This window comes from Pseudalkalibacillus sp. R45 (assembly GCF_052246725.1).
Taxonomy (GTDB): domain Bacteria; phylum Bacillota; class Bacilli; order Bacillales; family Fictibacillaceae; genus Pseudalkalibacillus.
In genome coordinates this window covers 47,688-71,575 of the sequence record NZ_JBQQCL010000012.1, presented here as the reverse complement: position 1 = coordinate 71,575, position 23,888 = coordinate 47,688, and the positions used below count along the sequence as shown (strand labels likewise).

At 41.2% G+C, this 23,888-nt stretch carries 27 protein-coding genes; 9 read left to right on the top strand and 18 right to left on the bottom strand.

Annotation, left to right across the window (positions count from 1 at the left end; translation table 11 throughout):
* Window positions 1-126 precede the first annotated feature (126 nt).
* A complete protein-coding gene (locus ACTWQL_RS18045) occupies window positions 127-771 on the bottom strand; it encodes a toast rack family protein (protein ID WP_443143823.1) in 645 nt (214 codons plus the stop codon).
* 161 nt (window positions 772-932) lie between these two features.
* Between ACTWQL_RS18045 and rnz the strand changes: the two genes are divergently transcribed.
* Complete coding sequence (rnz, locus tag ACTWQL_RS18040) at window positions 933-1,865, top strand: ribonuclease Z (protein ID WP_443143857.1); 933 nt, start codon at window positions 933-935, stop codon at window positions 1,863-1,865.
* Between the two features lie 43 nt (window positions 1,866-1,908).
* On the opposite strand, the gene ACTWQL_RS18035 is transcribed toward rnz, so the two are convergent.
* Window positions 1,909-2,094 carry a hypothetical protein gene (locus tag ACTWQL_RS18035; protein ID WP_443143822.1) on the bottom strand — a complete coding sequence of 62 codons (186 nt, stop codon included), beginning with the start codon at window positions 2,092-2,094 and terminating at the stop codon, window positions 1,909-1,911.
* Window positions 2,095-2,353: 259 nt separating this feature from the next.
* Window positions 2,354-3,901 carry an ABC-F family ATP-binding cassette domain-containing protein gene (locus ACTWQL_RS18030; protein WP_443143821.1) on the bottom strand — a complete coding sequence of 516 codons (1,548 nt, stop codon included), beginning with the start codon at window positions 3,899-3,901 and terminating at the stop codon, window positions 2,354-2,356.
* Window positions 3,902-4,140: 239 nt separating this feature from the next.
* On the opposite strand from ACTWQL_RS18030, the gene ACTWQL_RS18025 reads away from it, so the two are divergent.
* Window positions 4,141-4,386 (top strand): hypothetical protein, encoded by a 246-nt coding sequence (locus tag ACTWQL_RS18025; RefSeq protein ID WP_443143820.1) that lies wholly within the window; start codon window positions 4,141-4,143, stop codon window positions 4,384-4,386.
* 144 nt (window positions 4,387-4,530) lie between these two features.
* Here the strand turns inward: ACTWQL_RS18025 and ACTWQL_RS18020 are convergent, their stop codons facing one another.
* From ACTWQL_RS18020 to ACTWQL_RS18005, 4 genes are all read right to left on the bottom strand, one after another.
* Window positions 4,531-4,878, bottom strand: a complete 348-nt coding sequence (locus ACTWQL_RS18020; RefSeq protein ID WP_443143819.1) for a cyclic-phosphate processing receiver domain-containing protein — start codon at window positions 4,876-4,878, stop codon at window positions 4,531-4,533.
* A gap of 73 nt (window positions 4,879-4,951) precedes the next feature.
* Entirely contained in the window at window positions 4,952-5,461 is a 510-nt protein-coding gene (locus ACTWQL_RS18015; protein WP_443143818.1) for a GDYXXLXY domain-containing protein, read from the bottom strand.
* Window positions 5,458-6,672, bottom strand: a complete 1,215-nt coding sequence (locus tag ACTWQL_RS18010; RefSeq protein WP_443143817.1) for a DUF2157 domain-containing protein — start codon at window positions 6,670-6,672, stop codon at window positions 5,458-5,460. The genes ACTWQL_RS18015 and ACTWQL_RS18010 overlap by 4 nt, the downstream gene beginning before the upstream one ends.
* Window positions 6,673-6,905: 233 nt before the next feature.
* Entirely contained in the window at window positions 6,906-7,652 is a 747-nt protein-coding gene (locus tag ACTWQL_RS18005; RefSeq protein ID WP_443143816.1) for a DUF1836 domain-containing protein, read from the bottom strand.
* A gap of 312 nt (window positions 7,653-7,964) precedes the next feature.
* On the opposite strand from ACTWQL_RS18005, the gene htpX reads away from it, so the two are divergent.
* Entirely contained in the window at window positions 7,965-8,846 is an 882-nt protein-coding gene (gene htpX, locus ACTWQL_RS18000; RefSeq protein WP_443143815.1) for a protease HtpX, read from the top strand.
* Between the two features lie 332 nt (window positions 8,847-9,178).
* Window positions 9,179-9,655 (top strand): BsuPI-related putative proteinase inhibitor, encoded by a 477-nt coding sequence (locus tag ACTWQL_RS17995; protein ID WP_443143814.1) that lies wholly within the window; start codon window positions 9,179-9,181, stop codon window positions 9,653-9,655.
* Window positions 9,656-10,170: 515 nt separating this feature from the next.
* Here the strand turns inward: ACTWQL_RS17995 and ACTWQL_RS17990 are convergent.
* The 4 genes from ACTWQL_RS17990 to ACTWQL_RS17975 all read right to left on the bottom strand — a co-directional run bounded on the left by ACTWQL_RS17990 (window position 10,171) and on the right by ACTWQL_RS17975 (window position 13,849).
* Window positions 10,171-11,343 (bottom strand): MFS transporter, encoded by a 1,173-nt coding sequence (locus ACTWQL_RS17990; protein WP_443143813.1) that lies wholly within the window; start codon window positions 11,341-11,343, stop codon window positions 10,171-10,173.
* A 189-nt stretch (window positions 11,344-11,532) separates the two neighbouring features.
* Window positions 11,533-12,915 carry an N-acetylmuramoyl-L-alanine amidase gene (locus tag ACTWQL_RS17985; protein WP_443143812.1) on the bottom strand — a complete coding sequence of 461 codons (1,383 nt, stop codon included), beginning with the start codon at window positions 12,913-12,915 and terminating at the stop codon, window positions 11,533-11,535.
* Between the two features lie 160 nt (window positions 12,916-13,075).
* Window positions 13,076-13,240 carry a YtzI protein gene (gene ytzI / locus ACTWQL_RS17980; protein WP_443143811.1) on the bottom strand — a complete coding sequence of 55 codons (165 nt, stop codon included), beginning with the start codon at window positions 13,238-13,240 and terminating at the stop codon, window positions 13,076-13,078.
* An 84-nt stretch (window positions 13,241-13,324) separates the two neighbouring features.
* Window positions 13,325-13,849: a hypothetical protein gene (locus ACTWQL_RS17975; RefSeq protein WP_443143810.1), complete on the bottom strand. Its 525-nt coding sequence runs from the start codon at window positions 13,847-13,849 to the stop codon at window positions 13,325-13,327.
* A 209-nt stretch (window positions 13,850-14,058) separates the two neighbouring features.
* Between ACTWQL_RS17975 and ACTWQL_RS17970 the strand changes: the two genes are divergently transcribed.
* A complete protein-coding gene (locus ACTWQL_RS17970) occupies window positions 14,059-14,937 on the top strand; it encodes a peptidoglycan-binding protein (RefSeq protein WP_443143809.1) in 879 nt (292 codons plus the stop codon).
* A 197-nt stretch (window positions 14,938-15,134) separates the two neighbouring features.
* Here the strand turns inward: ACTWQL_RS17970 and ACTWQL_RS17965 are convergent, their stop codons facing one another.
* Window positions 15,135-16,055, bottom strand: a complete 921-nt coding sequence (locus ACTWQL_RS17965; protein ID WP_443143808.1) for a DNA-3-methyladenine glycosylase family protein — start codon at window positions 16,053-16,055, stop codon at window positions 15,135-15,137.
* A 206-nt stretch (window positions 16,056-16,261) separates the two neighbouring features.
* Between ACTWQL_RS17965 and ACTWQL_RS17960 the strand changes: the two genes are divergently transcribed.
* On the top strand, window positions 16,262-17,287 hold the full coding sequence (locus ACTWQL_RS17960; protein WP_443143807.1) for an acyltransferase family protein: 1,026 nt from the start codon (window positions 16,262-16,264) through the stop codon (window positions 17,285-17,287).
* Here the strand turns inward: ACTWQL_RS17960 and ACTWQL_RS17955 are convergent.
* The 5 genes from ACTWQL_RS17955 to ACTWQL_RS17935 form a co-directional block, all read right to left on the bottom strand.
* Window positions 17,284-17,517, bottom strand: a complete 234-nt coding sequence (locus ACTWQL_RS17955; RefSeq protein ID WP_443143806.1) for a hypothetical protein — start codon at window positions 17,515-17,517, stop codon at window positions 17,284-17,286. The two genes, ACTWQL_RS17960 and ACTWQL_RS17955, sit on opposite strands and share 4 nt — an antisense overlap.
* Before the next feature lie 276 nt (window positions 17,518-17,793).
* Window positions 17,794-18,153 (bottom strand): cytochrome C oxidase subunit II, encoded by a 360-nt coding sequence (locus ACTWQL_RS17950; RefSeq protein WP_443143805.1) that lies wholly within the window; start codon window positions 18,151-18,153, stop codon window positions 17,794-17,796.
* 50 nt (window positions 18,154-18,203) lie between these two features.
* Window positions 18,204-19,859, bottom strand: coding sequence for a b(o/a)3-type cytochrome-c oxidase subunit 1 (locus ACTWQL_RS17945; RefSeq protein WP_443143804.1), 1,656 nt, complete (start codon window positions 19,857-19,859; stop codon window positions 18,204-18,206).
* A 1-nt stretch (window position 19,860) separates the two neighbouring features.
* Window positions 19,861-20,328: a cytochrome c oxidase subunit II gene (locus tag ACTWQL_RS17940; RefSeq protein ID WP_443143803.1), complete on the bottom strand. Its 468-nt coding sequence runs from the start codon at window positions 20,326-20,328 to the stop codon at window positions 19,861-19,863.
* 23 nt (window positions 20,329-20,351) lie between these two features.
* Window positions 20,352-20,513 (bottom strand): cytochrome c oxidase subunit 2A, encoded by a 162-nt coding sequence (locus ACTWQL_RS17935; RefSeq protein WP_443143802.1) that lies wholly within the window; start codon window positions 20,511-20,513, stop codon window positions 20,352-20,354.
* A 230-nt stretch (window positions 20,514-20,743) separates the two neighbouring features.
* Between ACTWQL_RS17935 and ACTWQL_RS17930 the strand changes: the two genes are divergently transcribed.
* Together ACTWQL_RS17930 and ACTWQL_RS17925 are read left to right on the top strand one after the other, a co-directional pair.
* Complete coding sequence (locus ACTWQL_RS17930) at window positions 20,744-21,466, top strand: YwiC-like family protein (protein WP_443143801.1); 723 nt, start codon at window positions 20,744-20,746, stop codon at window positions 21,464-21,466.
* Window positions 21,467-21,576: 110 nt separating this feature from the next.
* A complete protein-coding gene (locus ACTWQL_RS17925) occupies window positions 21,577-22,086 on the top strand; it encodes a DoxX family protein (protein ID WP_443143856.1) in 510 nt (169 codons plus the stop codon).
* Window positions 22,087-22,205: 119 nt separating this feature from the next.
* Here ACTWQL_RS17925 and ACTWQL_RS17920 read toward each other — a convergent pair whose 3' ends face one another.
* Complete coding sequence (locus ACTWQL_RS17920; protein ID WP_443143800.1) at window positions 22,206-22,925, bottom strand: Crp/Fnr family transcriptional regulator; 720 nt, start codon at window positions 22,923-22,925, stop codon at window positions 22,206-22,208.
* Window positions 22,926-23,232: 307 nt separating this feature from the next.
* Between ACTWQL_RS17920 and ACTWQL_RS17915 the strand changes: the two genes are divergently transcribed.
* Window positions 23,233-23,739: a hypothetical protein gene (locus ACTWQL_RS17915; protein ID WP_443143799.1), complete on the top strand. Its 507-nt coding sequence runs from the start codon at window positions 23,233-23,235 to the stop codon at window positions 23,737-23,739.
* The last annotated feature ends 149 nt before the right edge of the window (window positions 23,740-23,888 follow it).

Here is a 23,888-nt window from a genome sequence, read left to right as displayed (position 1 = left end):
AAGACCCATTTAATGTAATAGGTCTTTTTGCCATTGACTTGATTTTTTCGCCATTCACCGCACTGTGCCTCCACGCTCCTTTCTGGTTACTGCTAGCTTTTTATTAGAGGAGGGTGGAGGGGTTCTTTAAACTTGTTCCAAAATCACTTCTCCTACTCCGACATCAAGATCAATATCAATTTTCACATCAGCTGTTTCATACGACTGGTTTTGATAGCTGTCCTCCACACCAATGAAATGATCCGCTTTTACTTTGCCGATCCCTTTATCAACATCAATCTTCACGCCTGCATGTTTCTGTACACGGATTTTCATTTTCCCGATACCGGCGTCAATTTTGACTCTAAAACTATTTTTCCATTCTCCTGCCAGGTCGATTTCTGTTTCCCCTACCCCCGATTCAATATGTAGATCCTTTAAATTCAACTTAGAAAGACCGAGTTTTGACTTTCCGGCACCCAGCTCTACTTTCAGAGTAAGAGTCAGATCTCCATTCAATGCAATGTCCCACTCTTGTTGAGTCTTTTTCATACTCCATGTGGCAATAGATTTCTGAGGTACGACAAGTTTTCCGATACCACTTTCAGAAATGTCATATTCAATTTCGGGTTCAGAAGATTCCCCGTAGACCGTAAACATTCCTTCCATGATTTCCTTTGTACCATCGTGTAGATCAAGTTTTCCGGTTCCTAATTGCAACTTTACATCCAATTCTGTTTCATTTTTCCGTTTAATGGTCTGTGTTTTCGTCGTTCTTTCTTTTATGAACATATTTGATCGCTCCTTTTTTATCGCTATCTTTAGTTTAGTCCGTTAAGGATTTACATTAAACGGGCAAGAGGTTGGTTTCATATCCGTCTGAGGACTGAAGTGTGCATTCGTTTTAGGATGGAGAATGGATGGTATATACTATCAGTGAAAGGATGAATCGTATGGAATTTCATTTTCTCGGAACAGGGGCAGGTGTTCCTTCTAAAGACCGGAACGTTTCGTCTCTTGCTCTGCGTTTCATGACAAATCGTGAAGGTGATGTATGGTTATTCGATTGCGGTGAATCTACGCAACACCAGATACTCCATACAAACTTAAAGCTATGGCAAATATCAAAAATCTTCATCACACATATGCATGGCGATCACTTTTACGGCCTTCCCGGAGTTTTAGGGAGTCGTTCGTTCCAGGGAGCAGAAAATCCTTTGACAGTATACGGACCAAAGGGTATCTACGAATTTGTGACCGCTGCATTGGAAACGAGCAGGACCTACTTGAAATATCCTTTGGAGATTGTTGAATATGAAGATGGATATGTTGAAAATGATGACGGTTATAAAATTGAAGTATCGTTACTGGAGCATGTGATCCCTTCCTTTGGAATTCGAGTGACAGAACCTTCACAGCCTGGGCGGTTGCTTGTTGAAAAGCTTAAGGAATTCGATGTTCCGCCAGGACCCCTCTATAAAAAGCTGAAAGATGGTAAGACAGTCACCTTGGAAGATGGACGGATCTTAAACGGAGCAGACTTTGTCGGTGAGGTACAATCAGGCCGGGTCGTTACAGTTTGCGGCGATACTCGTCCTTCTGAAAAAACAGTCCAGCTGGCTCGAAATGCGGACCTGCTTATCCATGAAGCGACGTTTGCTGAGGGGATGGAGGAGCAGGCGATCGATTACTACCACTCGACTACGATACAAGCCGCTGACATTGCGAAAAAGGCGAATGCCAAACGCCTGATCCTTAACCATATCAGTTCAAGATACCATGACCAATCAGATGAGTTACTTGAAAGTGCAGTCCGCGTATTTACGAACACAGAACTCGCACACGACCTCGACATTTTTAACCTGACAAAACGGAAAGATACGTAGCTATATTTGTAAAACCTAGTGGTGATTTTGAAAGCCTCTTTACTTAAAGATTGTTGCTCCTGGGGCATTTTTGTAATAAACCACCTTGTCCAAGTTGATTGGAGAGCAAGGTGCGAGACTCCTCGAAAATGAAAATCGTATTTTCTTCGTGCGATGTAACGCTGACGAAGCTTTCCTTGTCCTGCGGGATCAGCGTGCCTACTACCTGAATAATCTCCTCGCAAGGCATGCGACGAGAAAGCTCGCTTCGACAGGACTTTCTTGTAGACGCAGGAGCACAAATGCTTCCTTGAAAAGGAGACTCCTGAGGTCGCAAGGCGACGAGTGGGCTCACCGCACGCCCCGCAGAAAGCGAGCATCCTGGAGCGGAAATCAACGACTTGCAAAATCAACTAGGTTTGCGAAAACAGCCTTTTGAAAAAACTAAGAGGAAGCCTTATAAACCTTCATAAAAAAGACTTCGGCTGTTAACCGAAGTCTTTCTTACTTTAATTCACCCAATCTTCCACATTCCATATATCTGTGACCCACTCCTCGTAAAATTCAGGTTCGTGGGAGACGATCAGGAGTGTGCCCTTGTATTTTCTGAGGGCTTCCTTCAAAGCTTCTTTCGCCCGCACATCTAGATGATTTGTCGGTTCATCCAGGACAAGAAAGTTACTTTCCTGCATCATCAACACACAAAGCCTTACCTTCGTCTGCTCTCCTCCACTCAGTGTGTTCATCGGCTGATAAATGTGTTCGTTTTTCAAACCGCTTCTCGCCAGACGCTTCCGTACATCCTTTTCTTGCATGAGCGGAAATCTGGACCACACATATTGAAGAGCTGACTCTTTAATTGGCAGCGTGATTTCCTGTTCAAAATAAACTGGTCTCACGAAACTTCCGAGCTTCACTTCTCCTCCAAGTGGTTCAATGAAGCCCAGTAAGGACTTGATCGTCGTCGATTTTCCGATTCCGTTGTATCCTGTGATCGCAATCTTCCTATTCTTCTTGATCGTCAAATCGATGCCGCTAAACAATGGTCTTTCATAACCAACCTGCAACTCATTCGCTATCACCACTTCTTGATTCGGTTCACGGCATACATCAAAATTGAAACGTGGCACAGGTAAGTTTGATGGTTTTTCAATGCGCTCAATTTTCTCCAGCTTTTTTTCACGGCTCTTCGCCTGCTTGGCTGTCGATGCCCGTGCTTTATTACGGCGGATATAATCCTCCAGCTTGTCGATTTCCCTCTGTTGTCGGACAAAAGCCTGATACGTTTGTCTTTTCCGTAATTCATAGGCTTCTGTGAAAGCATGGTAATCTCCCACATATCGAGTCAACTTTGTATGCTCTAAATGGTGGATCACCGTCACCACCGCATTCATGAATGACGTGTCATGGGAGATCAAGATAAACGCATTCGGGTAATCTGATAGATATTTCTGAAGCCAGGTGATATGAACATCATCCAAGTAGTTCGTAGGCTCATCCATCAATAAGACATCTGGTTGTCTCAATAACAGTTTCGCAAGCATCAACTTGGTACGCTGCCCTCCGCTCAACTGTTCCGTCTCCGTAGTCATCCCTAAAGCTGTAATCCCTAAGCCTGCTGCTACTTCTTCTATTGTTGCATCGATTGTGTAAAACTGATGAGCCTCCAACGTATCCTGGATTTTTCCGAGTCTTTCGAGATCTTTTTCTAGATTGTTATTCTTCGGGTCTGATAAGCGTTCAGTGATGCTCATCATCTCTTTTTCTAGTTCATAAAGACGTGCAAATGCACCTTGCAAGTAAGCTTTGATGGTTTCTCCTTTTTTAAAATCAGGATGCTGCTCTAGATAGCCGATTTCAATGCCTGGATGACGGTCGATATCACCGCCATCAGGAACTAACTTTCCTATCAGCAGGTTCAATAATGTAGATTTCCCGCTCCCATTAGCGCCTACAAGCCCGACATGCTCACCTTTCAAAAGCCTGAATTCGATTTGATTAAATAAAGTCCGATCACCAAAACCGTGTGTCAGTCCATTAACATGTAATATACTCATCGATTGTTCCTTCTTTCTTTATAGTTTGGACCATCACACAAGACAGCAGAACGAATTGCTCACCCTTTATATTCGTTGTTATTATGGAATTCTACGGAATTTACTCCCTTTCCGCGGGTTTATTACAAATTTCTCTTACAGTAAACTAGCAAAGCCAAACCTTTGGTGCAGGCTGAGCCTTAGTTTTTACATGTAAAAAAAGCAGAGTGAACGAACACCCTGCTACTTCTTTCCTGATCATGAGGAAAGGAAAAATCCTTTCCGTATCATTCTATGCCGGTAAAGGGGTTACGAGGATGTTGATCTGTTGTCTTGTGATGGCTTTTCCTGAAAATGGGCATACTTCTCCCGTCATCAAGCCATTACAATTAAAAGCACAACAGAACGCATCATCATCTCGAAATAAACACCCTTTCGTTGGTTATTACTTCCATGTTATCGAATTTCAATTCCATTGTAAAGCAGATCCCAGCTATCCGGCATAAAGAAAACTTGGCAAAGCCAAGCCTTGGGCGAAGGCTGAGCCTTAGTTACACTTATATTGAAGAAAGTAATTTATACTTTCTTTAAATGCAACAAAAGGCTGCCGAGACGTTCCCCCGACAGCCTGAAGCATTCTTATTCAAATGCTAGTGGACTTTACTTATTATTTTCAACGGTAATGGATTGTAAAATATTTCAACATCTCTTGGAACGAGAAAATTCTTTTGCGCATCTTTCAAAAACCAAAACATTCGCTTCCCAGCACCTGAATTAGCGGAATGAACCGTGATGGTGTCTGCGAATAATTTGTGTTTCACCATATACTCAACAAGCATATATCCATTACGATACTTGTTTTCTAAATCATGGTCTAATGAAAGATGTTGAATATCCCTTTCCTTCAACAATTTAATACATTCTTCAATGTCTGAAGCTAAAATATAATTGTCGGGACATGGACGGACATCGTCTAAAAACACGTTAATTTTTGACAATATTTGTCTCCTTCCCGCTAGGTTAAGACAAGTATAACACACTCAGTTCCATAACCCCAAAACGATTATCAAATCAGCTATCATTCGACAAAAGTTCTTCTATCACGACATTTCCCCATGGAGCAATCCGCACGGCTATTTTATCAGGCCGCTCATTTTCAATAGTCTTTCCTGTGCCTTCTTCCACATAAAATCGTTCAATCCCATAATCAACCGTCAAAATATTAGAATATTCATCAACCCAACGGACTTTACCTTTTAAGACGATTTCATCATTTGCGACATCAGGCTTACTACGGTGTACACTTTTCGCTTCATGAACATCGCCTGCTTTCTGAAGGACGACATATACCGTTTCCCTCTGTTCGATGTCCTCATTTTCTACTAAATTCTGAGGTAAAGTTGAAATTTCGTAATTCAATGTCACGTAATCGCCGTAAAAGAGATCGCGCGGATCAATCGGTTCTGCTTTAAGTACAACCTGTTCACCGATTTTCAACGTTAAATAATGTGATGAAGCAATGCCTGACAGCATCAACACTTGAAGCACGATCAATAAATAGATCCATTTTTTTCGCATCATGATCGCCCTCCTTTTGCCTGGTGCACCCATTTTCTTCTTCTCCGTTCAAGAAGCCAGCTCAGGATGAAGAGCAAGACCCCTCCAGCTAAGAAGAACATCGACTTTGGCAGAAAGTCCCAGGCTAATTGAATATAAGCGACGAGAGTACTGATCAGGAACAGAAAAGTCCCACGATTGATCCGTTCAGATTCTTCTAATTGGTATCCTTGGATCAATATGAATAAGGAATAACCGAACGCAAGCAATAAATAAAGCAAGTCCCCAATATCACTTATTAAGAACAACGGTAAAAATAAAGCGAGATCAAGCCAATTGGACTGTGTGTTCTGACGGAATTTGTTCCATCCAATCAAAGCACCGAGTCCTAGTAACATGATAAAATAGAACGCTCCGCTTCCGATGATATCCTCTTCATAACGGACAAGCTCTTCCAAAAAGAAGACATGGATGAAGATAACTGCTAAACTACCGATGATACTCATATTCCTGAATGCCAGCTGACCCTTTTCACCTGGAATCAATTCACTGATTCCATAAAGGATGAAGAAGATGATCGTCATCCATAAATACGTTAAATCGTATGCAACTAACAACGTTATTCCTGTAATTGAATAGGCGATTGAATAGAAGTAATAAAAGAGTGGATGATCCTCTTTAAACGTCAAGTATCCTGCTACAATCAGAATAAGGAAAGCTAATACAAAACTGAAGCCTTGAAAAGAGACGGCACTATAGATCAAGCCTGCAACACCAATCACTAAAGACAAGAGATAAATATAACTGTTCGGCAGCATTGCATACGTTAATAAAGCGACTACCATCCATAAAATAAAGGCTGTTGCGGTATAGGAAACGATATGGAACATTTGAGCAGTCAGGAATATCCCTGCTCCGAAGGTGATCACTCCGATCCCTACTAGAGCAATTCCCAGTGTTTCGGATCCTTTTTCAATAAGGCGGTATCCAATTAGCTGGAAACCGATGAGTGCTGCACAAATGATGACTAACCTGAACAAGTCACTCATGTTCCCCCAATTGGAAGCTACAAAAGTAAGAACCCCCAAGCCTATTAAAATACTTGCTAAGATCGGTAAAAGATTGTTGTTCTTTTTTTCATATAACGATAAGATGCCATCAAGCTGTTCTTTTTCAACCAGTCCTTTTTCCATCCATTTCGGACCTTCTTTTTTCAACCATCTTCGTTCGTTCATTCTTGCTCCCCCTCTCCCTATTAATTTATGAAGACTTATAAAAAAACAGTTATAAAATACAAAAGGTTCATTAGTGTAATTTTACACTATTTTCGCACTTTTGGATATACAAAAATAATACTGTCCAAAAAGAAAAAAAGTGTCAGACACCCCAACACAACATTTTGTATAACCACGAAATTTCTCGAAATGTTGTTAAGTTCGGAGAGACACAGACACTTTGGAACAGCCCTTCATATGAATAAGGTTTTGTTTAAAAATTGCCGGGATACAGATTGAAAGTACGAAGTTTGCACGGATAATGTCGCTATCACCAACCCATTTTTCACAATGGAATGTTCTTTACTATCCAAGTTTTCAAGGTACTGGATTTTATTTCCCGCTTTCGTAAAAATAAGCGTTTCAGCTTTAGCACCATTTTTCACACGAAAATCAACATCAACAACCTGGTCATTGTTCAGATCCAGCTCTTCAAAAATAGCTGTATATGTATAATAGAAATCAAGCGGATCGATAAGGTCATCATGTCGGTCTTCTATATTATTGAAGATGAGTGTAAGCAGATTTCTTATGGATAGGAAATCAAGCGTACTCTTGAGATCTTCCACGATAAACAGAATCGCTGCTTGTTCAAGAGAATATTTCTTTCCCTTCTGAGGTGAACCGATCAAATTTCGCACATCCCTCTTCACCCAGTTTTGAACGGCACTAGTTGAAAAACTGCTATACTCAATCTGGTTCCCGAGAGATACAATTTCGTTGATTGAAAAGCCCTTGTCCTGTTTCGGCCCTTTGATGATTCTTTCGAAAATGCCAGGAAATGAAGATTCAGGAATTCCATTCTCATCAAATCCTTCTGATTGGCCATTCGAATCACGCCAGGCTTGTTTCAACACATCCAAGGGTGTTTTATCTTGATCAGGCTGTAAAGATATGAGTAGTTCTGCCATTTGTTTACGGGTAAGTTTAAAGGAAGGCATCATTTCACCTCTTCAAATATGGTCATTTGAACTTATCATACGCAATAAACGAGGGGAACGTCAATTATAGAATTAAAATTCCACTCCTTATCCACAGGTTAAAGCAAATAAAAGTGGCAGCGACTCGTTTAGACACATAGGTTACTGGAAAATGACGAGGAGGCGCGACCAAACAGCGTTCCTTCTGCTAGGTTCGACGTCCACCAATAATTTTCATTAAAATCTGAAACTCTTATCTTGAAAATTCCTTAAGGGTAATTTATACTATTCTCATAACTTAAGTTCAAATGAACTTGAAACGAGGTATGGAAAATGGCAAAAAGAATTTTTCTGTTTATCCTGACAAACATTCTAGTCCTTACTACGATCATGATTGTCTTATCGTTGTTAGGTGTAAACAATTACATCGGTGCTGATGGCAGCATCATGTTCGGCCAATTATTGGTCTTCAGTGCAGTAATTGGTTTCAGTGGTTCATTCATATCGCTTGCAATTTCTCGTTGGATGGCTAAAAAAATGATGGGCGTCAAGGTTATTGATCCTGACAGACCAAATTCATCATATGAGCAAGATCTTGTTGAACGAGTACACCGTTTGTCACGTGCAGCGGGATTGACGAAGATGCCAGAGGTCGGAATCTATGATTCTCCAGAAGTCAATGCTTTCGCAACTGGTCCATCGAAACGCCGTTCACTCGTCGCTGTTTCAAGCGGATTACTACAAAACATGGATGACGATGCTGTTGAAGGTGTACTAGCGCACGAAGTTGCTCACATCTCCAATGGGGATATGGTGACGATGACCTTACTGCAAGGTGTCATCAATACATTTGTAGTATTCTTATCACGTATCGCAGCATGGGCAGTCGCGCAACTCGTTGATGAAGATAAAGCGGCATTAGTCCATTTCCTTGCCATCATTGTCTTCCAAATCGCATTTTCAATTCTTGGTGCGATTGTTGTCATGGCGTACTCAAGATACCGTGAATTCCATGCGGACCGTGGTGGTGCGGATCTAGCTGGGAAAGATAAGATGATTCATGCACTTGAATCGTTACGTGCTCATGTAAACCGGGTCGATACTCGTCAAGAATCACTTGCAACAATGAAAATCAGCGGTGGTAAGAAGAAGAAAATGCTGTTCTCGACTCACCCAGATCTAGACGAGCGTATCCGTCGTTTACATGCTAAATAATCAAATGAACATCTACAGGGGTTGGCCGACGTGTCAGCCCCTGTTTTTAATATCAATAATTGCGATAATTGCGATAAAGCGTCCTTCTGATTTAAAGCTCTAATGAGCGGGAAAGCCCTCATTTAGGGTCATTTAGGGGTGGGATGGCCGAAGTTCAACTTGCGGTTTAGCCGTGGGAGTGTCAATATATATATGTAAACACTAGACTCTATAAAAAACTGCTTAATTTATAAAACGGTGAAACATAGCCTGAGATCGTTACGTCTATACTACAAATACGATTTCAGGGCATCGAAGAATAGATGGGATGTCCGGAAAAGGAGGAACTCACCATGTATCGACTTGTAACGATTTTTCTAGTCCTTCTTCTGACTGCATGTGGGACAAGCAATCAACCTGAAGAACCAGAATCCCAGCCGACAAATGGAGAAGCAAGTGAAGATAAAAAGGAGAAAAGTTCGGAAGGGAATGATAGCGTGTCAGATGAATTACAGCTTAACGTCGTTTCATTCACTGATAATAAAGCGGTGATCGAACTCCAAAATCAGACGCAAAGTTCTAAAGAGCTTCAATTTTCCAGTGGTCAGCAATATGATATGTGGATCACAGATCAAGATGGAAAAGAAGTCTTCCATTGGGCAGAAGGTAAAATGTTCACTCAAGCCTTGAAGACGATCACGATAGAACCTGGTCAGAAACATACATTTGAAGTTGATATTCCAAAACTTGATCCAGGTACGTATAAAGTGAAGTTCAAGGTCACATCCAAACCCCCAATTGAGACATCATTTACACACACGATTGAATAAAGAAAACTTGGCTCAGCCAGGCCTTTGGCGTACGCTGAGCTTAGGTTGCCTCGTATGTTAATGAAGAGGCTGGGACAAAACTATAACTGAAAACAGAAGAGACGAACAATAAAGTATTATGGATAAAATGAAAGACGAAAAGCGTAGGCAACATCCATAGACTCCTGCGGAACAGCACGAGTCGAAGACCCCGGAAGAAAGCGGTTTGTGCTTTCTGAGGTGGCTGAGGCCGTGTCCGCGTAAAGCGAAGGATGTTGACGAAGCGGGACCTTCATTTATTATGGCTGACTAAAGAAAATCCGGACAAATTGTTCGGGTTTTCTATTGAACAAAGTTCATTTGTCCCAGCCTCTTTTTGTTATTGAGGAAGTTTTTTAGATTAAAACCTGCTTTTAGTTTGAGTTAGTCTAATCAAATTATCTCTACAACTTTACACCGAAACGCTACAAACTCGAAATTATATCTACAACTCCGAAATTATCTCTACAACGAAAATTCTTATTTCTTCGTTGTCCTCAATCCCGTTCCAAGCCCCATTTCACGAGGACACTGCCCATCACCAAAATGACGCCTGCAAAACCGAACACATAGGCCGTTATAAAACTCCCTGATATCCAACCTCCGATGATCGGTCCAGTCAAATTCCCAAGAAAGCGGCAGCTGCCAGTGACACCGAAAGCACGCCCTTGTATAGCCGGCGGTGTTTTTTTATGAATCAGTGTCTGAAGCGCCGGCCAAACTCCGCCTAATATCAATCCTTGCAGAAATCGCCATATATATAGCTCGTATATATTATCCGTCCATAGTTGTGGGAAGAAGAGAATTCCGCTGACAAGCATAAGGACTGGCAGCATTTTGACATGGCCGATCCGATCCCCGAGTTTTCCAAGGTACGGGGAACCGATGATCGTTGCAATCCCTAGAATGGAGGCCGCTAAACCAGCAAGTAATGCCAGGTTTTCCGGATCACCGACAAATGTCTTCACGAAGATCGTCATCATTGAATTCGTACTCAACATAGAAGCTTGAAGAAGAAATGTCGCAATGAACAATAGGAGCAATTGTCTATTTTTCAATACGTCCATGAAGGTGCCTTGCTTCCCTTTTACCGCTTGCATTGGTTCATCTTTAGGTATGAAAAAGACGACAAGCGTCAATGTCACCATTATGCTGATTCCTGTAACAGCAAAAACCGGTCTGAACCCGAATAAATCGGATAATGCACCCCCGATCAAAGGTCCGATGATTCCACCTGATATTCCTCCTGTTTGTAAAAAACCAAGGGCGCTCCCGGTATGTTCTTTCGGTGTGATTCTGGATAAGTATGAAAAAGAGACCGTAATAAAACCTGAAAAGAATCCCATGAAAAAGCGCAATGCTAATAACATCCATGGACCGGTTGCGAAGGCCATCGAAAACGTCAAAATACCCATACCAATTCCGGCACGGATCAAGTTCGCTTTTTGGCCATATTTATCTGCAAAAATCCCCCATATCGGTGCCATGATAGCTCCGGATAAAAATGCCGCAGAAAAAACAGCTCCAGTCCAATTACTAAGAGCCTTACTTCCTGTTACACCCAATTCCTCGAGATAAAGTGGCAAAAAGGGCAATATCATCGTCATTGCTGCAACGATTATGAAATTACAAAGCCACAAGAAACGTGCACTTTTTCGCCAATTCTTCATAGTTATTCATCCTAGTCTATTTTGGAGCTGATAATCCTCTTTCAATTGTACCACTGTATGTATTTTCAACTTACTTTCCTGCTCATAATCCCTGTGTGTACACAAATCTTGGGACATGTTCAATATATGCCGAGCAATATACCTGAAAGAATGTTTAACAAAAAAAGAGCTGACCAAAAAGGCAGCTCCCTAATCTAATTGTTGCTTCGTCTTTTCTAACAAGTCAAGCTGTTCATTAAGTTTGCTGACTTCGTAATCAATCACCTTATCATAGATGCCAAGGATAAGTTGTCCATAATTGGTACCGGGTACAGCCCATTTTCCATTTAAAGCGACCCATGTCGGTGCTGATCCGCGAGATACGAGATTGAACCGTGGATCTACTAGAGTCTCTCCTTCTGGCAACCCAGCTTTTGAAGCATACGCATACAAGTGTTGGATATGCGCAGTTACACCTTCTCGCGGAGTAGCGAATGAAGCCCCCGGTTCTTCAGGTCCTGTTGCTCCGATCCCCGCATAGTTGTTTTGTTCTGGTTTCACCACACCTGTAAATCTGAAATAATTCGTTTCATGCACCGCTTGAGCATATGCTGTATCTCCACGAATACCGTATTTCTTTCCAATTTCAATGTAAAGGGAAGCAAGATTCGGAGCATTCGGATTGATCCGTTTCACCAATGCCTGCAAATTGGATGCTGCCAGGACACTTGAGCCTAGTATCGTAAATCCTTTAATCGGCTCTGGTTGTGGCGGTTCTTCCGGATCGCTTTTCCCTTCTGTTACGATAAAAGCATCTGGAATTCCTAAACGTTTCAAGGCTGCAACTCTGTCTTCAGCATTCTTTTTTTCTGAAAATGCCCCAGCTTGTACACGATAAAATTTAGTACCATCGATTGTAATCGGATATATATAAGCTTCTATTTTATTGTTTGAAAGGAACTGAGCTCGCTCTTTCGCGTTTTCTTCTTCATTAAAAGATCCAGCAATCACCTTATATAAGGTTCCAGGATCCGGGGATGGCGCAGGTTTTTCCTTGAGGTTCAAGGCTTTGGCGATACCTATTGCAATCGCTTTGGAAACATCGCGGACAAATTGATCATTTAGGATCAGTTTCAGATCATGCTCATTGTCGACGAACAAAACCTCTAACAACAATGCATTCATCCTCGTGTTTCTCAACACATAGAAATTCGCTCTTTTCTGCCCCCGATCGTTTACACCATATTTTTTTGCAGTAAACATGAATTCTTTGTGGACGACAGTTTGGATTTGTTTTGTCCTGTCAGGGACTGTACCATTGAAAATAAAGCTTTCGAATCCTCTTCCACCTGCTGCATTATGATGGATGGAACAAAAAAAGTCAGCTTTCCTGTTATTTGCAAAGTCTGTCCTTTCTTTCAAAGCCATCGTTTTGTCAGTTGTTCTAGTCATGAGGATTTCCGCTTCATAAGACTTTAGAAGATGGTCCCTTACGAGAAGTGACACTTTCAGGTTAAAGTCTTTTTCTCTGTACTGCTTATATACAGCACCTGTATCAGATCCTCCATGACCCGGATCTATAACAATTCTCATCAATTTTTCACCACTTTCAATAGATTATCACCCCTCACAAACAATATATTCCAATTCATGGAGATTGCTTGTACATCTATCAAGGCCCGGAGCCAAAATAAAAAGGTTGACTGCATTATACAGCCAACCTGTTTTCAAAGATAATTATGGAATTAGTGATTTATCGATTCGGTTTTTCTTCGTCTTCCTCTTTTTCATCTATGTTAGGGTTGTTTTCCAATGGATCAATTGTATGTTTATAGGAATAACCCTTAGAAATTGCTGCCACGAAAAGAACCAAAACAACGATGATGATAAGAATAGAGACAAGTAATACTTTGAACATCTTGTACATCCCGTCCTTCCACTTATCACTTTACCATAGAATGCAGCGTGACAGCAGTAAAAAATTGACGTTTTCTAAACAGAATCATTGTTTTCCGTAAGTTGTGGTGATCCCCCAATAATCATCTGCGGTATTGTCATTCATAACCACATCAAGGTCATGGAAAATCCGGTGGGTAATAAACATTTCCTCAGTGGTGTTGGTTTCTAATGCTTTTTCTATTCCTTCTGAAGCACGTTGCATATCTGTCGCTAATGTACCCGTGGTTTCAGGTAAAAGGATGGTATTGATGTATTGGAGCTGTGACTGAAGTTCATCGTCTTTGCTCTTTGGATCGAACGTCCTCCAGCCTCCCCACCCGAGCAATTCATTGAAATAAGCATGCATTTTTGCTATTTCTCTCGAAAACTCCTCTTCCTTCCCGTTCACAAAAATAGTATCATCAGAAACGACCCGGACCTCCCCATTATTTTTCGCATCAGCTAGAGTAACAGACTCATCATTTGCCTTCTTTAACATTTGCATACCAGTCCATCCTCCGATTACAACTATAAAGATCACTATCGCTGATATGATCATAACCAACTTTGATGGTCGTCTTATACTCATCGTAACAACCTCCCAGTTCGGATTTTACCTCTCCCTTTATTATGGATTTTCCTATATTTGGTGTATATGACAACCAAATCAGACACTTGTATTTTAAACGTAATCCCTTTGTAATTGCACTATTATTGTCATGTCATAATGTCCTTGTAGAATGTGCAATTGGGACGCAAAAAACACGTCTCTAACTTCAAAGGAGGGGAAATTTCTATATGTTCAAAAAGGTAGCATTGACTGCTGCGGTAGCAGGATCAGCTGTACTTGCACCAGCAGCAACGCAGGCGGCAGATGTAGAAACACCACTAAAGAAGAATATGTGGCATGATGATATCCACACAGTTCAACAAGACCTGAAAGAACTAGGTTTTTTCGACTATGATAAAACAACCGGTTACTACGGTGATATAACGCATAAAGGTGTGAAAGGGTTCCAGCAGGAGTATGGTCTTGATCCTACAGGAACGATCGATCAAGAAACCGCGGATGTATTGAAAGAAGCAACAGAAATGATCGAACGCGGTGATCGCGGTAAAGCAGTTGAACATTTACAAGAACATCTGACCGAATTGAAGCTTTATGATTATAAAGTAGATGGCATTTTCGGACCATTGACTGAAAAAGCTGTCACAGAATATCAAGAAAAGAATGATCTCCAAGTGGACGGCATTGCAGGTCCTCAAACAAAAACAGCCCTATTTGAATTGAAACAAGCCGCACAACAAGGTTCTGAAGTTGCAGCTGCTGAAAAAGAAACTACTGAAACAAACGACAGCGGACAAGCATCTGCTGACGATGAAGAACAAAAAACGCTCACAATGGAAGCGACAGCCTATACAGCAAACTGTGATGGTTGCTCTGGTGTGACAGCTACAGGAATTGACTTGAATGCGAACCCGGATCAAAAGATCGTTGCTGTTGATCCTGACGTCATCCCTCTTGGAACTGAGGTTTACGTTGAAGGATACGGTCGTGCTGTAGCAGGAGATACAGGTGGAGCAATCGACGGTAACAAGATCGATTTATACATGCAATCTGAAGAAGATGCAACAAGCTTCGGAAAACAACAAGTTGAAGTTACCATCCTGGATTAGTATTGATGAAGAGTTGGCCAGAATGTAGGTCAACTCTTTTTCTGTTCCACTTAAAGAAAGTATAAAATACTTTCTTCAGTATAAGTGCACAAGCTGGTGGCTTCGGAAGCAATACACCGCACGAAGGAAAAGCAATTGCTTTTTCTAGGAACGAATGGCTCAGCCTACGCCTAAGACTTGGCTTTACCAAGTTTTCTTTAAGAAGTTGTATTCAAATACTGCCACATATAGAAAGTGATATAACTTTCCCAGGGATTCCAGTTTTCTTCCTGTGCCAACATGCGTATTTCCTCTGTTTGCGGCTGCAAATCCAGTTCATAAATCAACCTCACCGCATTTCGCAGACCGATATCTGCGGCTGGTAATACATCTGGTCGGTTTAAGCCGAATAACATTAAACATTCGATTGTCCATCTGCCAATTCCTCTAAATGGAAGTAATTCCTTGATGATCTCTTCATTCGAACTTGTCCATAACTGCTCGATATCAATCCTTCCGGTTACGACGTTTCTGGCAAAATCAATAATGTATTCAGCTTTCCTTTGACTGAATGAAAGCTCGCGAAGCTGTTCGTATTCAAGTTCGGCCACAGCTTCTGGCCGAGGGAAAAGGTAAAGATCGACTCCATCCAAAGGCCTAATATCACCTGCAAACCGAATGAAGCGTTCTTTTAGTGTAGCAGCAAATGTAAGGTTAATTTGTTGACCTATGATCGTATCGACCATCACTTCGAACAAATCAGGATTAGACAGAACCCTCATTCCATGAAATTCATTGATCAATATCTCAATTTTTTCATTACCTCTGAAACCATCGTAAAAATCCACCAGTGAATTTCCTGTCCCGAACATTCTTGATAAATATTCTCTTATAGCTTGAGCTTCTTTCTTATCTTTCTTTTTTGTGTTTGTTACGATGGACACTCCATTTTGGCTGTGTTCGATTGTCGCATCCAACAAGTAGGGTTTCTCACCTAAATGGATCCATTTAATGAAACGATTCTCATCCTGGTCGATCACCATTGGATTTAATGTATCTGTAGAACGATGATGTCTTTTAAAGGTATGTCGAAACGAAAAAGGACCATCAATCATTATTTCATTATAAGTTTCTCCCATGTGGACTCCACCTCTCTATTACAATTATTACAGAGTTTTCTTGGTTGTTAAAAATCTTTTACATACCTACATATACATGTGACAAATTCGAATAAATTAGGTGACATACGATTCATTCATAAACCAACAGGGTATGTTAGACGTAGCACATACTTCTTTTTATTATGTATTCTAGAAAAATATTTTGCATCTTGGAGGCCCTGGTTATGAGTAAACAAGGAACACGTGAATTCTATTTCGACAATGCGAAGTTCATATTGATCTTCCTCGTCGTATTCGGACATTTCATCAGTCCACACAAGGGAGATAGTGAAGCTTTATATACAATATATAACTTCATCTATACCTTCCACATGCCGGCATTCATCTTGATAGGTGGTTTTTTCTCAAAGAGTATAAGGAAACCCGGGTACTTGAAGAAGATATTTAAAAAGATCCTGATTCCTTATTTCATTTTCCAACTTATCTATTTTGTGCTTCACAGAATTTGGAATGGTAAAGAAACATTAACTTTATTCGATCCGTATTGGACACTATGGTTCCTATTGAGCATGGTGCTTTGGAATGTATTACTGCTTCTATTCATCAAACTGAAACATCCGGCAATCATGATGATTATAGCGATAACAATCGGTGTTTTTGCAGGTTATATCCAAGATATCGGCACATACTTTAGTTTATCCAGAACTTTTGTATTTTTCCCGGTCTTCCTTGGTGGTTACCTGTTGAAAAAGGAACATTTTTACGCTATTTTGAGCCCTGAAAAAAGGATTGCAGCAGGTCTGATTTTAGTTGGGATGTTTGTCAGTTATTATTTCTTCTTCCCACAAGAAGCGAAGGATTGGCTGCTGGCTTCCTCTTCTTATGAAGAACTAGGTGTCGAGCTAGGGCAAGCTTGGTTCATTCGTTTGTTGATGTATGGACTTACGGCTCTTGCTACTTTCAGTTTCATGGCGATCGTTCCTAGAAGGAAGATGTTCTTTACACATCTAGGAACAAGAACCTTATATGTATACTTGTTACATGGATTCATCGTCAAACTGTTCGAGTTATCACCTTTTTATGATAAGGTCAGCGAATCAGGTAATTATTTAACATTATTGGTCCTGGCGGCTATCGTGACGTTGATAACAGCTTCAAAACCAATCATTACACTGGCACAGCCGATGATCGAACTTAAAACCAGTTTGATTCAACGATATATGAGTCGAAAAACCGCAGATGCTTCCTAGCTTCGACAAATCTTCGCTATCACCTGGGAAATACTGTGATTTCTCGACACAAAAAGGGCGCCACTTAATAGTGGCAGCCTTTTTTTTTGATTATGGCTCTTTTCTAAAAGTTTGTTGCTGTTTGAGTTACTTTTAAAAAACTCACCTTGTGCAAGTTGATTGGAGAGCAAGGTGCGAGACTCCAGCGGGATCAGCGTGCCTACTACCTGAATAATCTCCTCGCAAGGCATGCGACGAGGAAGCTCGCTTCGACAGGACTTTCTTGTAGACGCAGGAGCACAAATGCTTCCTTGAAAAGGAGACTCCTGAGGTAGCAAGGCGACGAGTGGGCTCACCGCACGCCCCGTGGAAAGCGAGCATCCTGGAGCGGAAATCAACCACTTTTAAAGAAAACTTGGCGAGACCAAGCCCTTTGTAGGTCGATCCTTAGTTGCCCTTATACTGAAGAAAGTATTTTATACTTTCTTTAAGTGCAAGAGCAACAAAGTTTGCGAAATCATCCTTGATTACTCAACTACTAGCATCGCTGTCATTTCATGATGCCCTTCCCCACAAGGGATACTGCAGATGATTTTATATTCTCCTGGCTTAAAGTTTGCTGAAGCGCTGCCTTCTCCATCAATTTTGATATCAGTTCCTTCAACTGTAATTCCGTGATACCCTTCGGAGCTTTTAAGATCGATCGTCACTTCACCAGCAGCAACTTTATACACTTCTTTATCAAATTCATAATTAGTAGCCTCTAGCGTGACTGTTCCACCATCTCCACTGCCGCCTTTATCGGAACTTGCTTCTTCTCCCCCACCACATGCTGCAAGTACCGTAATCAACATCATTGAAAAGATTGCCATTATAAATTTCTTCATCTCAAATTCCTCCTTAGATTTTTTAAAGTATATATAAGGTGTTTCATGTACTACCAGAGTTTATATCCTTGAGAACCAGGCGGAGCATGTTGGATCATATCGATAAGCGGAATTGTATAGGCAAACAAGATCAATGCCACAGTAATTCCAATCCAAAGCTTCCAGTTCTCCAATATTGCAGGTGTTTTCTCTGCACCTTGAGCAAGCTCTCCGATAGGAAACTCTTCAACTCCTTTTGGTGCGAACAATCCGAGATTCACCATGATATACATCAGCAACAGAATTGCGATAAATAGAATGCTGCCACCAATCGCCATTGCAACCTCATAAGGGATCCATCCTAATGCGTCAGGATGATCATTATAAGTTGTGTAAGAGGTACGTCTTGGAGCTCCGAAAAGTCCAACTGTATGCATCGCACCAGACATGAAGAACATTCCTACCACCCAAAGAATCGTTTGGATATTTGCCAGTTTGTGCATTTGGGAAGTCAATTTTCGTCCTGTCAGATGGGGTACGAGCCAGTAACCGATTCCGAAGAATGTAAGTGCGACAGATGAAGCGACCGTCAAATGAAAATGCCCTGTGACCCATAGCGTATTATGGACCACTTGATTCAATTGGTTACTTGCATTGATGATCCCGCCTGCCCCGGCGGGAATGAATATCAACATTCCCATCATTGGAGCAAAGAACCTTGCATCCTTCCAAGGAAGTTCTTTGAACCACCGGAATAAACCTTTAGAGCCTTTCTCTCTGCCAGTCAATTCGAACGTTGCGAATAAAGAGAACGCAGTCATTAACGATGGAATGATAACCATGAAAGTCAGTACGACTTGCAAGTACTTCCAGAATGGTGAGATTCCTGACTCCAACAACTGGTGGTGGAATCCAACAGGTATCGAGAATAATAGAAAGAGAACGAATGCCAACCTGGCTAATGAATCACTGAAAATCTTTCCACCGATGATTTTCGGTATGATTGCATACCAGCAAATATACGCCGGAAGCAACCAGAAGTATACCAATGGATGACCAAAATACCAAAACAATGTCCGACTTAATAAAATGTTGATGGTATCCACCCAGCCAAATGACCAGGGGATGAATTGGAACAGAACAGATACAGCAACCCCAATCGTGGCAATCAACCATAAAAGCATCGTCATGACTGCCATGAAACTGATCAAGGGTGAAAGCTGCCCTTTATGGAGCTTCTTCCATATATAATACTGACGAAACATTCCTCCGCCGCTGATCCAACTCCCTACAATAATCAATGTCAATGCGATGTAGAACCAGGGAGAGGCTTGTAAAGGAGCATAAAACGTATAAAGGACCGTCGCTTTATTCAGGAGAACCATGATGACGCCAAGGATCGTACCGATTGTCATCATGTAAAAACCATACCAGCCAGCTCTCCGCGGTATATCGAATAATTTACCAGTCGTGCGGCTTATGCCTGCATATAGAAACCCAATGATGAAGTAAGTGGTGAAAACAAGGCCAAGTAACACACCGTGTGCTGTCAATAGCTGATAGTAACCGATTCCGGCTGGCAGTGTGACTGTCCCGCTCCTGACCAGTGTTTGCAGCAATCCAGCGATAGCTCCGAGAAATAACGCTGTAAATGATACAGTCAAATGAGCCATTGAAAGTTTTGCATCATGCCGATCTACCACTTCTGAAATTTTTCCTATATTCATATCAACCCACCTCGATTCTTGCACTCATCACCTGATGGCCAGCTCCACAATATTCATTACATAAAATAAGATAACTGCCAGCTTTATCAAACGTATGGGTAATCGAATTGATATGGCCTGGCGTAATCATCATGTTAATATTCGTCTTTGTAATCGCGAATCCGTGAACCACATCTTTGCTTGTGACTTTAAAGTGAACAGTGGCCCCTTCAGGAATTTTCACTTCATTAGGTAAAAACGTGAATGCTTGAGCAACCATCACCAATACGTATTCATTGTCTCCGATTTTCTTCAATCCTGGTTCATCGAAAGGCGCTGTCGTATCAACCTGTTTCGGATCGATCGTCATATGGTCACTGGGTGGAGTATGACCCATTGCAAAAGCACTGATGCCAATGATCGATAGAAATATGATCAATGTTCCGCCGCCAAGCATGAGCCACCATTTTTCATATTTGTGTAAATGCATGCGTAATCACCTCTTCAAATTCACTATAATCTTGATAAGAAAAGCACATAAATTCCTACCCAGGATAGGACGATAAATCCTCCGACAAACAATACTGATAAAAATGTTCCTTTTAACGTCTTTTCAGCTTTCTGTGTCGCTTTCAATTCCTTCACTTCGGTCTTATTTCCAACCTTAGGTTCCAACCGTGTCCTCCCCCTTTCCTTACCTCCTACTGATAGTCTATTGGAATTCCATCTCATCCTCTGTGATAAAAATCACATATAGTCAGCTGATATTTGACGGAATGATGAACACCGATTTCCGATCTTCATGCGAGGATTGTCCAGCTAATGACAGTGACGCACCTCACACTCATTGGAGAGCCGGCATGATACCATGAATTTCAGCAAGTGAAACAGGCTTAGGAGGGATCATGTTGAAGATGATATTACCGCGGGAACATGGAACATGGATGATGTTTTTTGTTCCTGTTCTTGCAGGAATCGTAAGCGGCGGACCGAAATGGATCCATCTTCCATTTTTAATCGGTTGGTTCCTTTTGTATCTTAGTTCTACACCCATGCTGCAAATGATAAGAAAGCCAAAGGCAAAGGGGGAGATGCTTCCGTGGTTTATCGGGTACTCAGGTGCTTCATTCCTGTTTCTTTTACCCGTAATTTTGTCGGAGCCACTGATCTTGTTGATTGGATCTTTATTGGTACCATTATTGTTGATGAATATTTACTTCATTAAAAAGAAGAATGAAAGGAATATGTTGAATGATTTGATCGGGATCCTGATTTTTTCATTAGGGGCGATAGCAGCCTATACAATCGGGAAGGGACGAATTGAAGATACTGCATTCATCCTAGCCTTGTTTGTCACATTCTATTTTTTAGGCAGTGCCTTTTATGTAAAATCGCTCATACGGGAAAGGAACAACAAGCGATTTTCAGTCTACTCCCACCTCTACCATGGGCTTCTGTGGAGTGTCCCCTGGTTGTTCGCCATGGGAGGACTAGTTGCAGCATATGTTCCTGGTATTCTGAAAGACTGGTTCACTACCAGGGAAAGACCAATCAAACCAATTGTAATCGGCATTATCGAAATCATTAATAGTCTTTGGTTCTTAGGTGGCCTTCTCTTCTTTTTCTAAAATCATGCTTCAAAGTGTGATGATCATCATATCCTGGTTGTATGGTTCTGTATATTTTTAAATGACAGGGAGATCGATTCTCCTTGATATGAACAAAGTGGGTGATGATCATATTCATTAATTTTTTCAGAGAAAATGTAGTGGCTTCTTATGTTCTTTTCCTTATTCGTCTATACCTCGGGTATGAATGGACGGTTACAGGCTGGCAAAAGATTACCGGTGGATTCGATGCTTCAGGATATTTGAGGGGAGCTGTTGGTAAAGCGACTGGAGAGCATCCAGCTGTTCAAACATGGTGGGCAGCTTTCCTTGAAGGTTTTGCAATTCCGAATGTCGGGTTGTTTAATATCCTTGTCCCTTGGGGAGAGTTATTAGTTGGTATTGCATTGATTGCAGGGACTTTCACCACCTTTGCTGCGCTGATGGCCGCAACAATGAACTTCGCATTTCTTTTATCTGGTACGACAAGTACGAATCCTCAAATGTTGCTGTTGATTCTCTTTGTCTTGATTGCTGGAGCTAATGCCGGAAAAATCGGGCTGGACCGTTGGATCTTGTCAGGCATCAAGAATCGCTTGAAAAAGCCCAACAATTCTAAAGAAACGTCATACATCAATTAAGTGAAAGGTTGCAGGGAAGGGAAATATCTCCCTGCAATTTTTTTGTTTTCGATGTTCGGTTACGTAAAAAACTACTCTCCGGGCAAATGGCCATCGAGTAGTCTTAGCAACCTATTCATTTAAATGCGGCATACTTCGATTGGACAATCCTCGCAACGACATTCCATACGTAAATAGTCCAAATCCAATATACGCAGATACCCATGCGAATCAAAATCGATTACTTTGGTTTTCTTCAATGAGGCTAACATCCGATTAACTGTCTCCCGTGAGGTACCGATCAGTTCCGCCAGCTCCGTGTTAGTCAGTTTGATGCAGATCGAAATTCCATCCTTACCAACTTTACCAAAAGAATTCGATAGCCGGATAAGCGTCGAGCATAACGCTCCATTTTTTCCATAGAGCAGCAAGTCACGCAGTTTCGAACTCGTGATCCGATTCATCAGATCCATCCACTTAATGAATTCCAAAGCTGCTTTCCCATTTGATGACAGGATTGTTTCCAAATCTTTTCTATAAATGACTTCAATAACACTATCCATTGTCGCTTTACCACTGAAACTATGGGTTTCCGCAGTACCAAGCTCACCAATTAAATCGCCTTTCTGGAATAAATGAAACATGAGTTCTTTTCCATCTTCACTTGTTTTCGTTATTTTGATCTGCCCATCACGGACAAAATAGATCTTGTTTGCCGTTTCATGCTCCGCAAAAAGAAACGTTCCTTTTTGCACCTTATACTCAACCATTATTTCTGATAACAATCCAAATGTTTCCTCAGAAAAGACATCCGTATTTTGAAATGCACAATAATTTTGAAGCAAGTGACAAGAACTCATTTGAACTTCACTCCTTTTTAAAGAAAACTTGGGCTTTACCAAGCGTTAGCGTAGGCTGAGCCTTAGTTGCCTTTATATTGAAGAAAGTATTTATACTTTCTTTAAATGCAACGAAAGACCGATTTTTCAACTTACTTATAGTGTAAGAAAAGATTAGCTGAAGTAGTATCAGGGAACTTCCCCATTTATGTGGTAAAACTCCCCCATTCCTGATTTTCTTTTTTTCAATGTGATAATTGTCATTGATGGGAGAACGACAGAGGAATAAAGTATGGGTAGAAACTTGGGGAAACAAGGAGGAGAAACCATGGAGAAAAATTCAGCCGAAGAATTGAAACTTGAAAAAATACATGTCCATAGATTGAAAAAGCTCGGTTTCACTCAACTGACAAATTATGTCCGATCAAGTCATCACGAACAGCTGCTAATCTATATTGAACAATTGAAAAACAGTATAGGAAATTCCTGCGCTGAAAATAAAAAACATCAGGATTACCAACTGGTGATGACAGTGGTGAGGTCTTTGAACCATTATATAAATACGGAAGAAAAGACCCTATTTCCAATGTTAAGGATTTACGATGAAAAACCAACGCTCAATTTGATGATCGAAATTGGGAGGATTACCGAGGAACTGAAAACGCAGAAGGCTCGTATCAATAAAATGAGTGAACAACTTCAAATAATCACTTTTATGGATCAAGATACGTGTCAATTGATTGAAAAATTAAGGGTATATACAGAAAGCTATTTTCTGTTTGAGGATCAGGTACTGTGTCCCTCCATCAGTAGTAAGATTAATTCGCGTTTATAATTCAAGCTTAATTCGGACAGGGACAAGCGGTTTCTGCCAATCTCTGTCCAAAGTTCCCTCTTCTTCGGACAGGGACAAGCGGTTTCTGCCAATCTCTGTCCGAAGTCCCCTCTTTTTCGGACAGGAACAAGCGGTTTCTGCCAATCTCT

What these genes read in the sequence shown, in the direction of transcription:
- ACTWQL_RS18005 (WP_443143816.1), bottom strand. Translation starts at nt 7,652, where the DNA reads ATGCCTTCCTTTAAACTTACCCGTAAACAAATGGCAGAACTACTCATA.
- ACTWQL_RS17920 (WP_443143800.1), bottom strand. Translation starts at nt 22,925, where the DNA reads ATGAGTTCTTGTCACTTGCTTCAAAATTATTGTGCATTTCAAAATACG.
- ACTWQL_RS17960 (WP_443143807.1), top strand. Translation starts at nt 16,262, where the DNA reads ATGAGTAAACAAGGAACACGTGAATTCTATTTCGACAATGCGAAGTTC.
- ACTWQL_RS18045 (WP_443143823.1), bottom strand. Translation starts at nt 771, where the DNA reads ATGTTCATAAAAGAAAGAACGACGAAAACACAGACCATTAAACGGAAA.
- ACTWQL_RS17985 (WP_443143812.1), bottom strand. Translation starts at nt 12,915, where the DNA reads ATGAGAATTGTTATAGATCCGGGTCATGGAGGATCTGATACAGGTGCT.
- ACTWQL_RS17950 (WP_443143805.1), bottom strand. Translation starts at nt 18,153, where the DNA reads ATGAAGAAATTTATAATGGCAATCTTTTCAATGATGTTGATTACGGTA.
- ACTWQL_RS18035 (WP_443143822.1), bottom strand. Translation starts at nt 2,094, where the DNA reads ATGCCTTGCGAGGAGATTATTCAGGTAGTAGGCACGCTGATCCCGCAG.
- ACTWQL_RS18015 (WP_443143818.1), bottom strand. Translation starts at nt 5,461, where the DNA reads ATGATGCGAAAAAAATGGATCTATTTATTGATCGTGCTTCAAGTGTTG.
- ACTWQL_RS17975 (WP_443143810.1), bottom strand. Translation starts at nt 13,849, where the DNA reads ATGAGTATAAGACGACCATCAAAGTTGGTTATGATCATATCAGCGATA.
- ACTWQL_RS18030 (WP_443143821.1), bottom strand. Translation starts at nt 3,901, where the DNA reads ATGAGTATATTACATGTTAATGGACTGACACACGGTTTTGGTGATCGG.
- ACTWQL_RS17940 (WP_443143803.1), bottom strand. Translation starts at nt 20,328, where the DNA reads ATGCATTTACACAAATATGAAAAATGGTGGCTCATGCTTGGCGGCGGA.
- ytzI (WP_443143811.1), bottom strand. Translation starts at nt 13,240, where the DNA reads ATGTTCAAAGTATTACTTGTCTCTATTCTTATCATCATCGTTGTTTTG.
- ACTWQL_RS17990 (WP_443143813.1), bottom strand. Translation starts at nt 11,343, where the DNA reads ATGAAGAATTGGCGAAAAAGTGCACGTTTCTTGTGGCTTTGTAATTTC.
- ACTWQL_RS17995 (WP_443143814.1), top strand. Translation starts at nt 9,179, where the DNA reads ATGTATCGACTTGTAACGATTTTTCTAGTCCTTCTTCTGACTGCATGT.
- ACTWQL_RS18025 (WP_443143820.1), top strand. Translation starts at nt 4,141, where the DNA reads ATGAGGAAAGGAAAAATCCTTTCCGTATCATTCTATGCCGGTAAAGGG.
- ACTWQL_RS17970 (WP_443143809.1), top strand. Translation starts at nt 14,059, where the DNA reads ATGTTCAAAAAGGTAGCATTGACTGCTGCGGTAGCAGGATCAGCTGTA.
- ACTWQL_RS17965 (WP_443143808.1), bottom strand. Translation starts at nt 16,055, where the DNA reads ATGGGAGAAACTTATAATGAAATAATGATTGATGGTCCTTTTTCGTTT.
- ACTWQL_RS17945 (WP_443143804.1), bottom strand. Translation starts at nt 19,859, where the DNA reads ATGAATATAGGAAAAATTTCAGAAGTGGTAGATCGGCATGATGCAAAA.
- rnz (WP_443143857.1), top strand. Translation starts at nt 933, where the DNA reads ATGGAATTTCATTTTCTCGGAACAGGGGCAGGTGTTCCTTCTAAAGAC.
- ACTWQL_RS17930 (WP_443143801.1), top strand. Translation starts at nt 20,744, where the DNA reads ATGTTGAAGATGATATTACCGCGGGAACATGGAACATGGATGATGTTT.
- ACTWQL_RS18010 (WP_443143817.1), bottom strand. Translation starts at nt 6,672, where the DNA reads ATGAACGAACGAAGATGGTTGAAAAAAGAAGGTCCGAAATGGATGGAA.
- ACTWQL_RS17955 (WP_443143806.1), bottom strand. Translation starts at nt 17,517, where the DNA reads ATGCCTTGCGAGGAGATTATTCAGGTAGTAGGCACGCTGATCCCGCTG.
- htpX (WP_443143815.1), top strand. Translation starts at nt 7,965, where the DNA reads ATGGCAAAAAGAATTTTTCTGTTTATCCTGACAAACATTCTAGTCCTT.
- ACTWQL_RS17915 (WP_443143799.1), top strand. Translation starts at nt 23,233, where the DNA reads ATGGAGAAAAATTCAGCCGAAGAATTGAAACTTGAAAAAATACATGTC.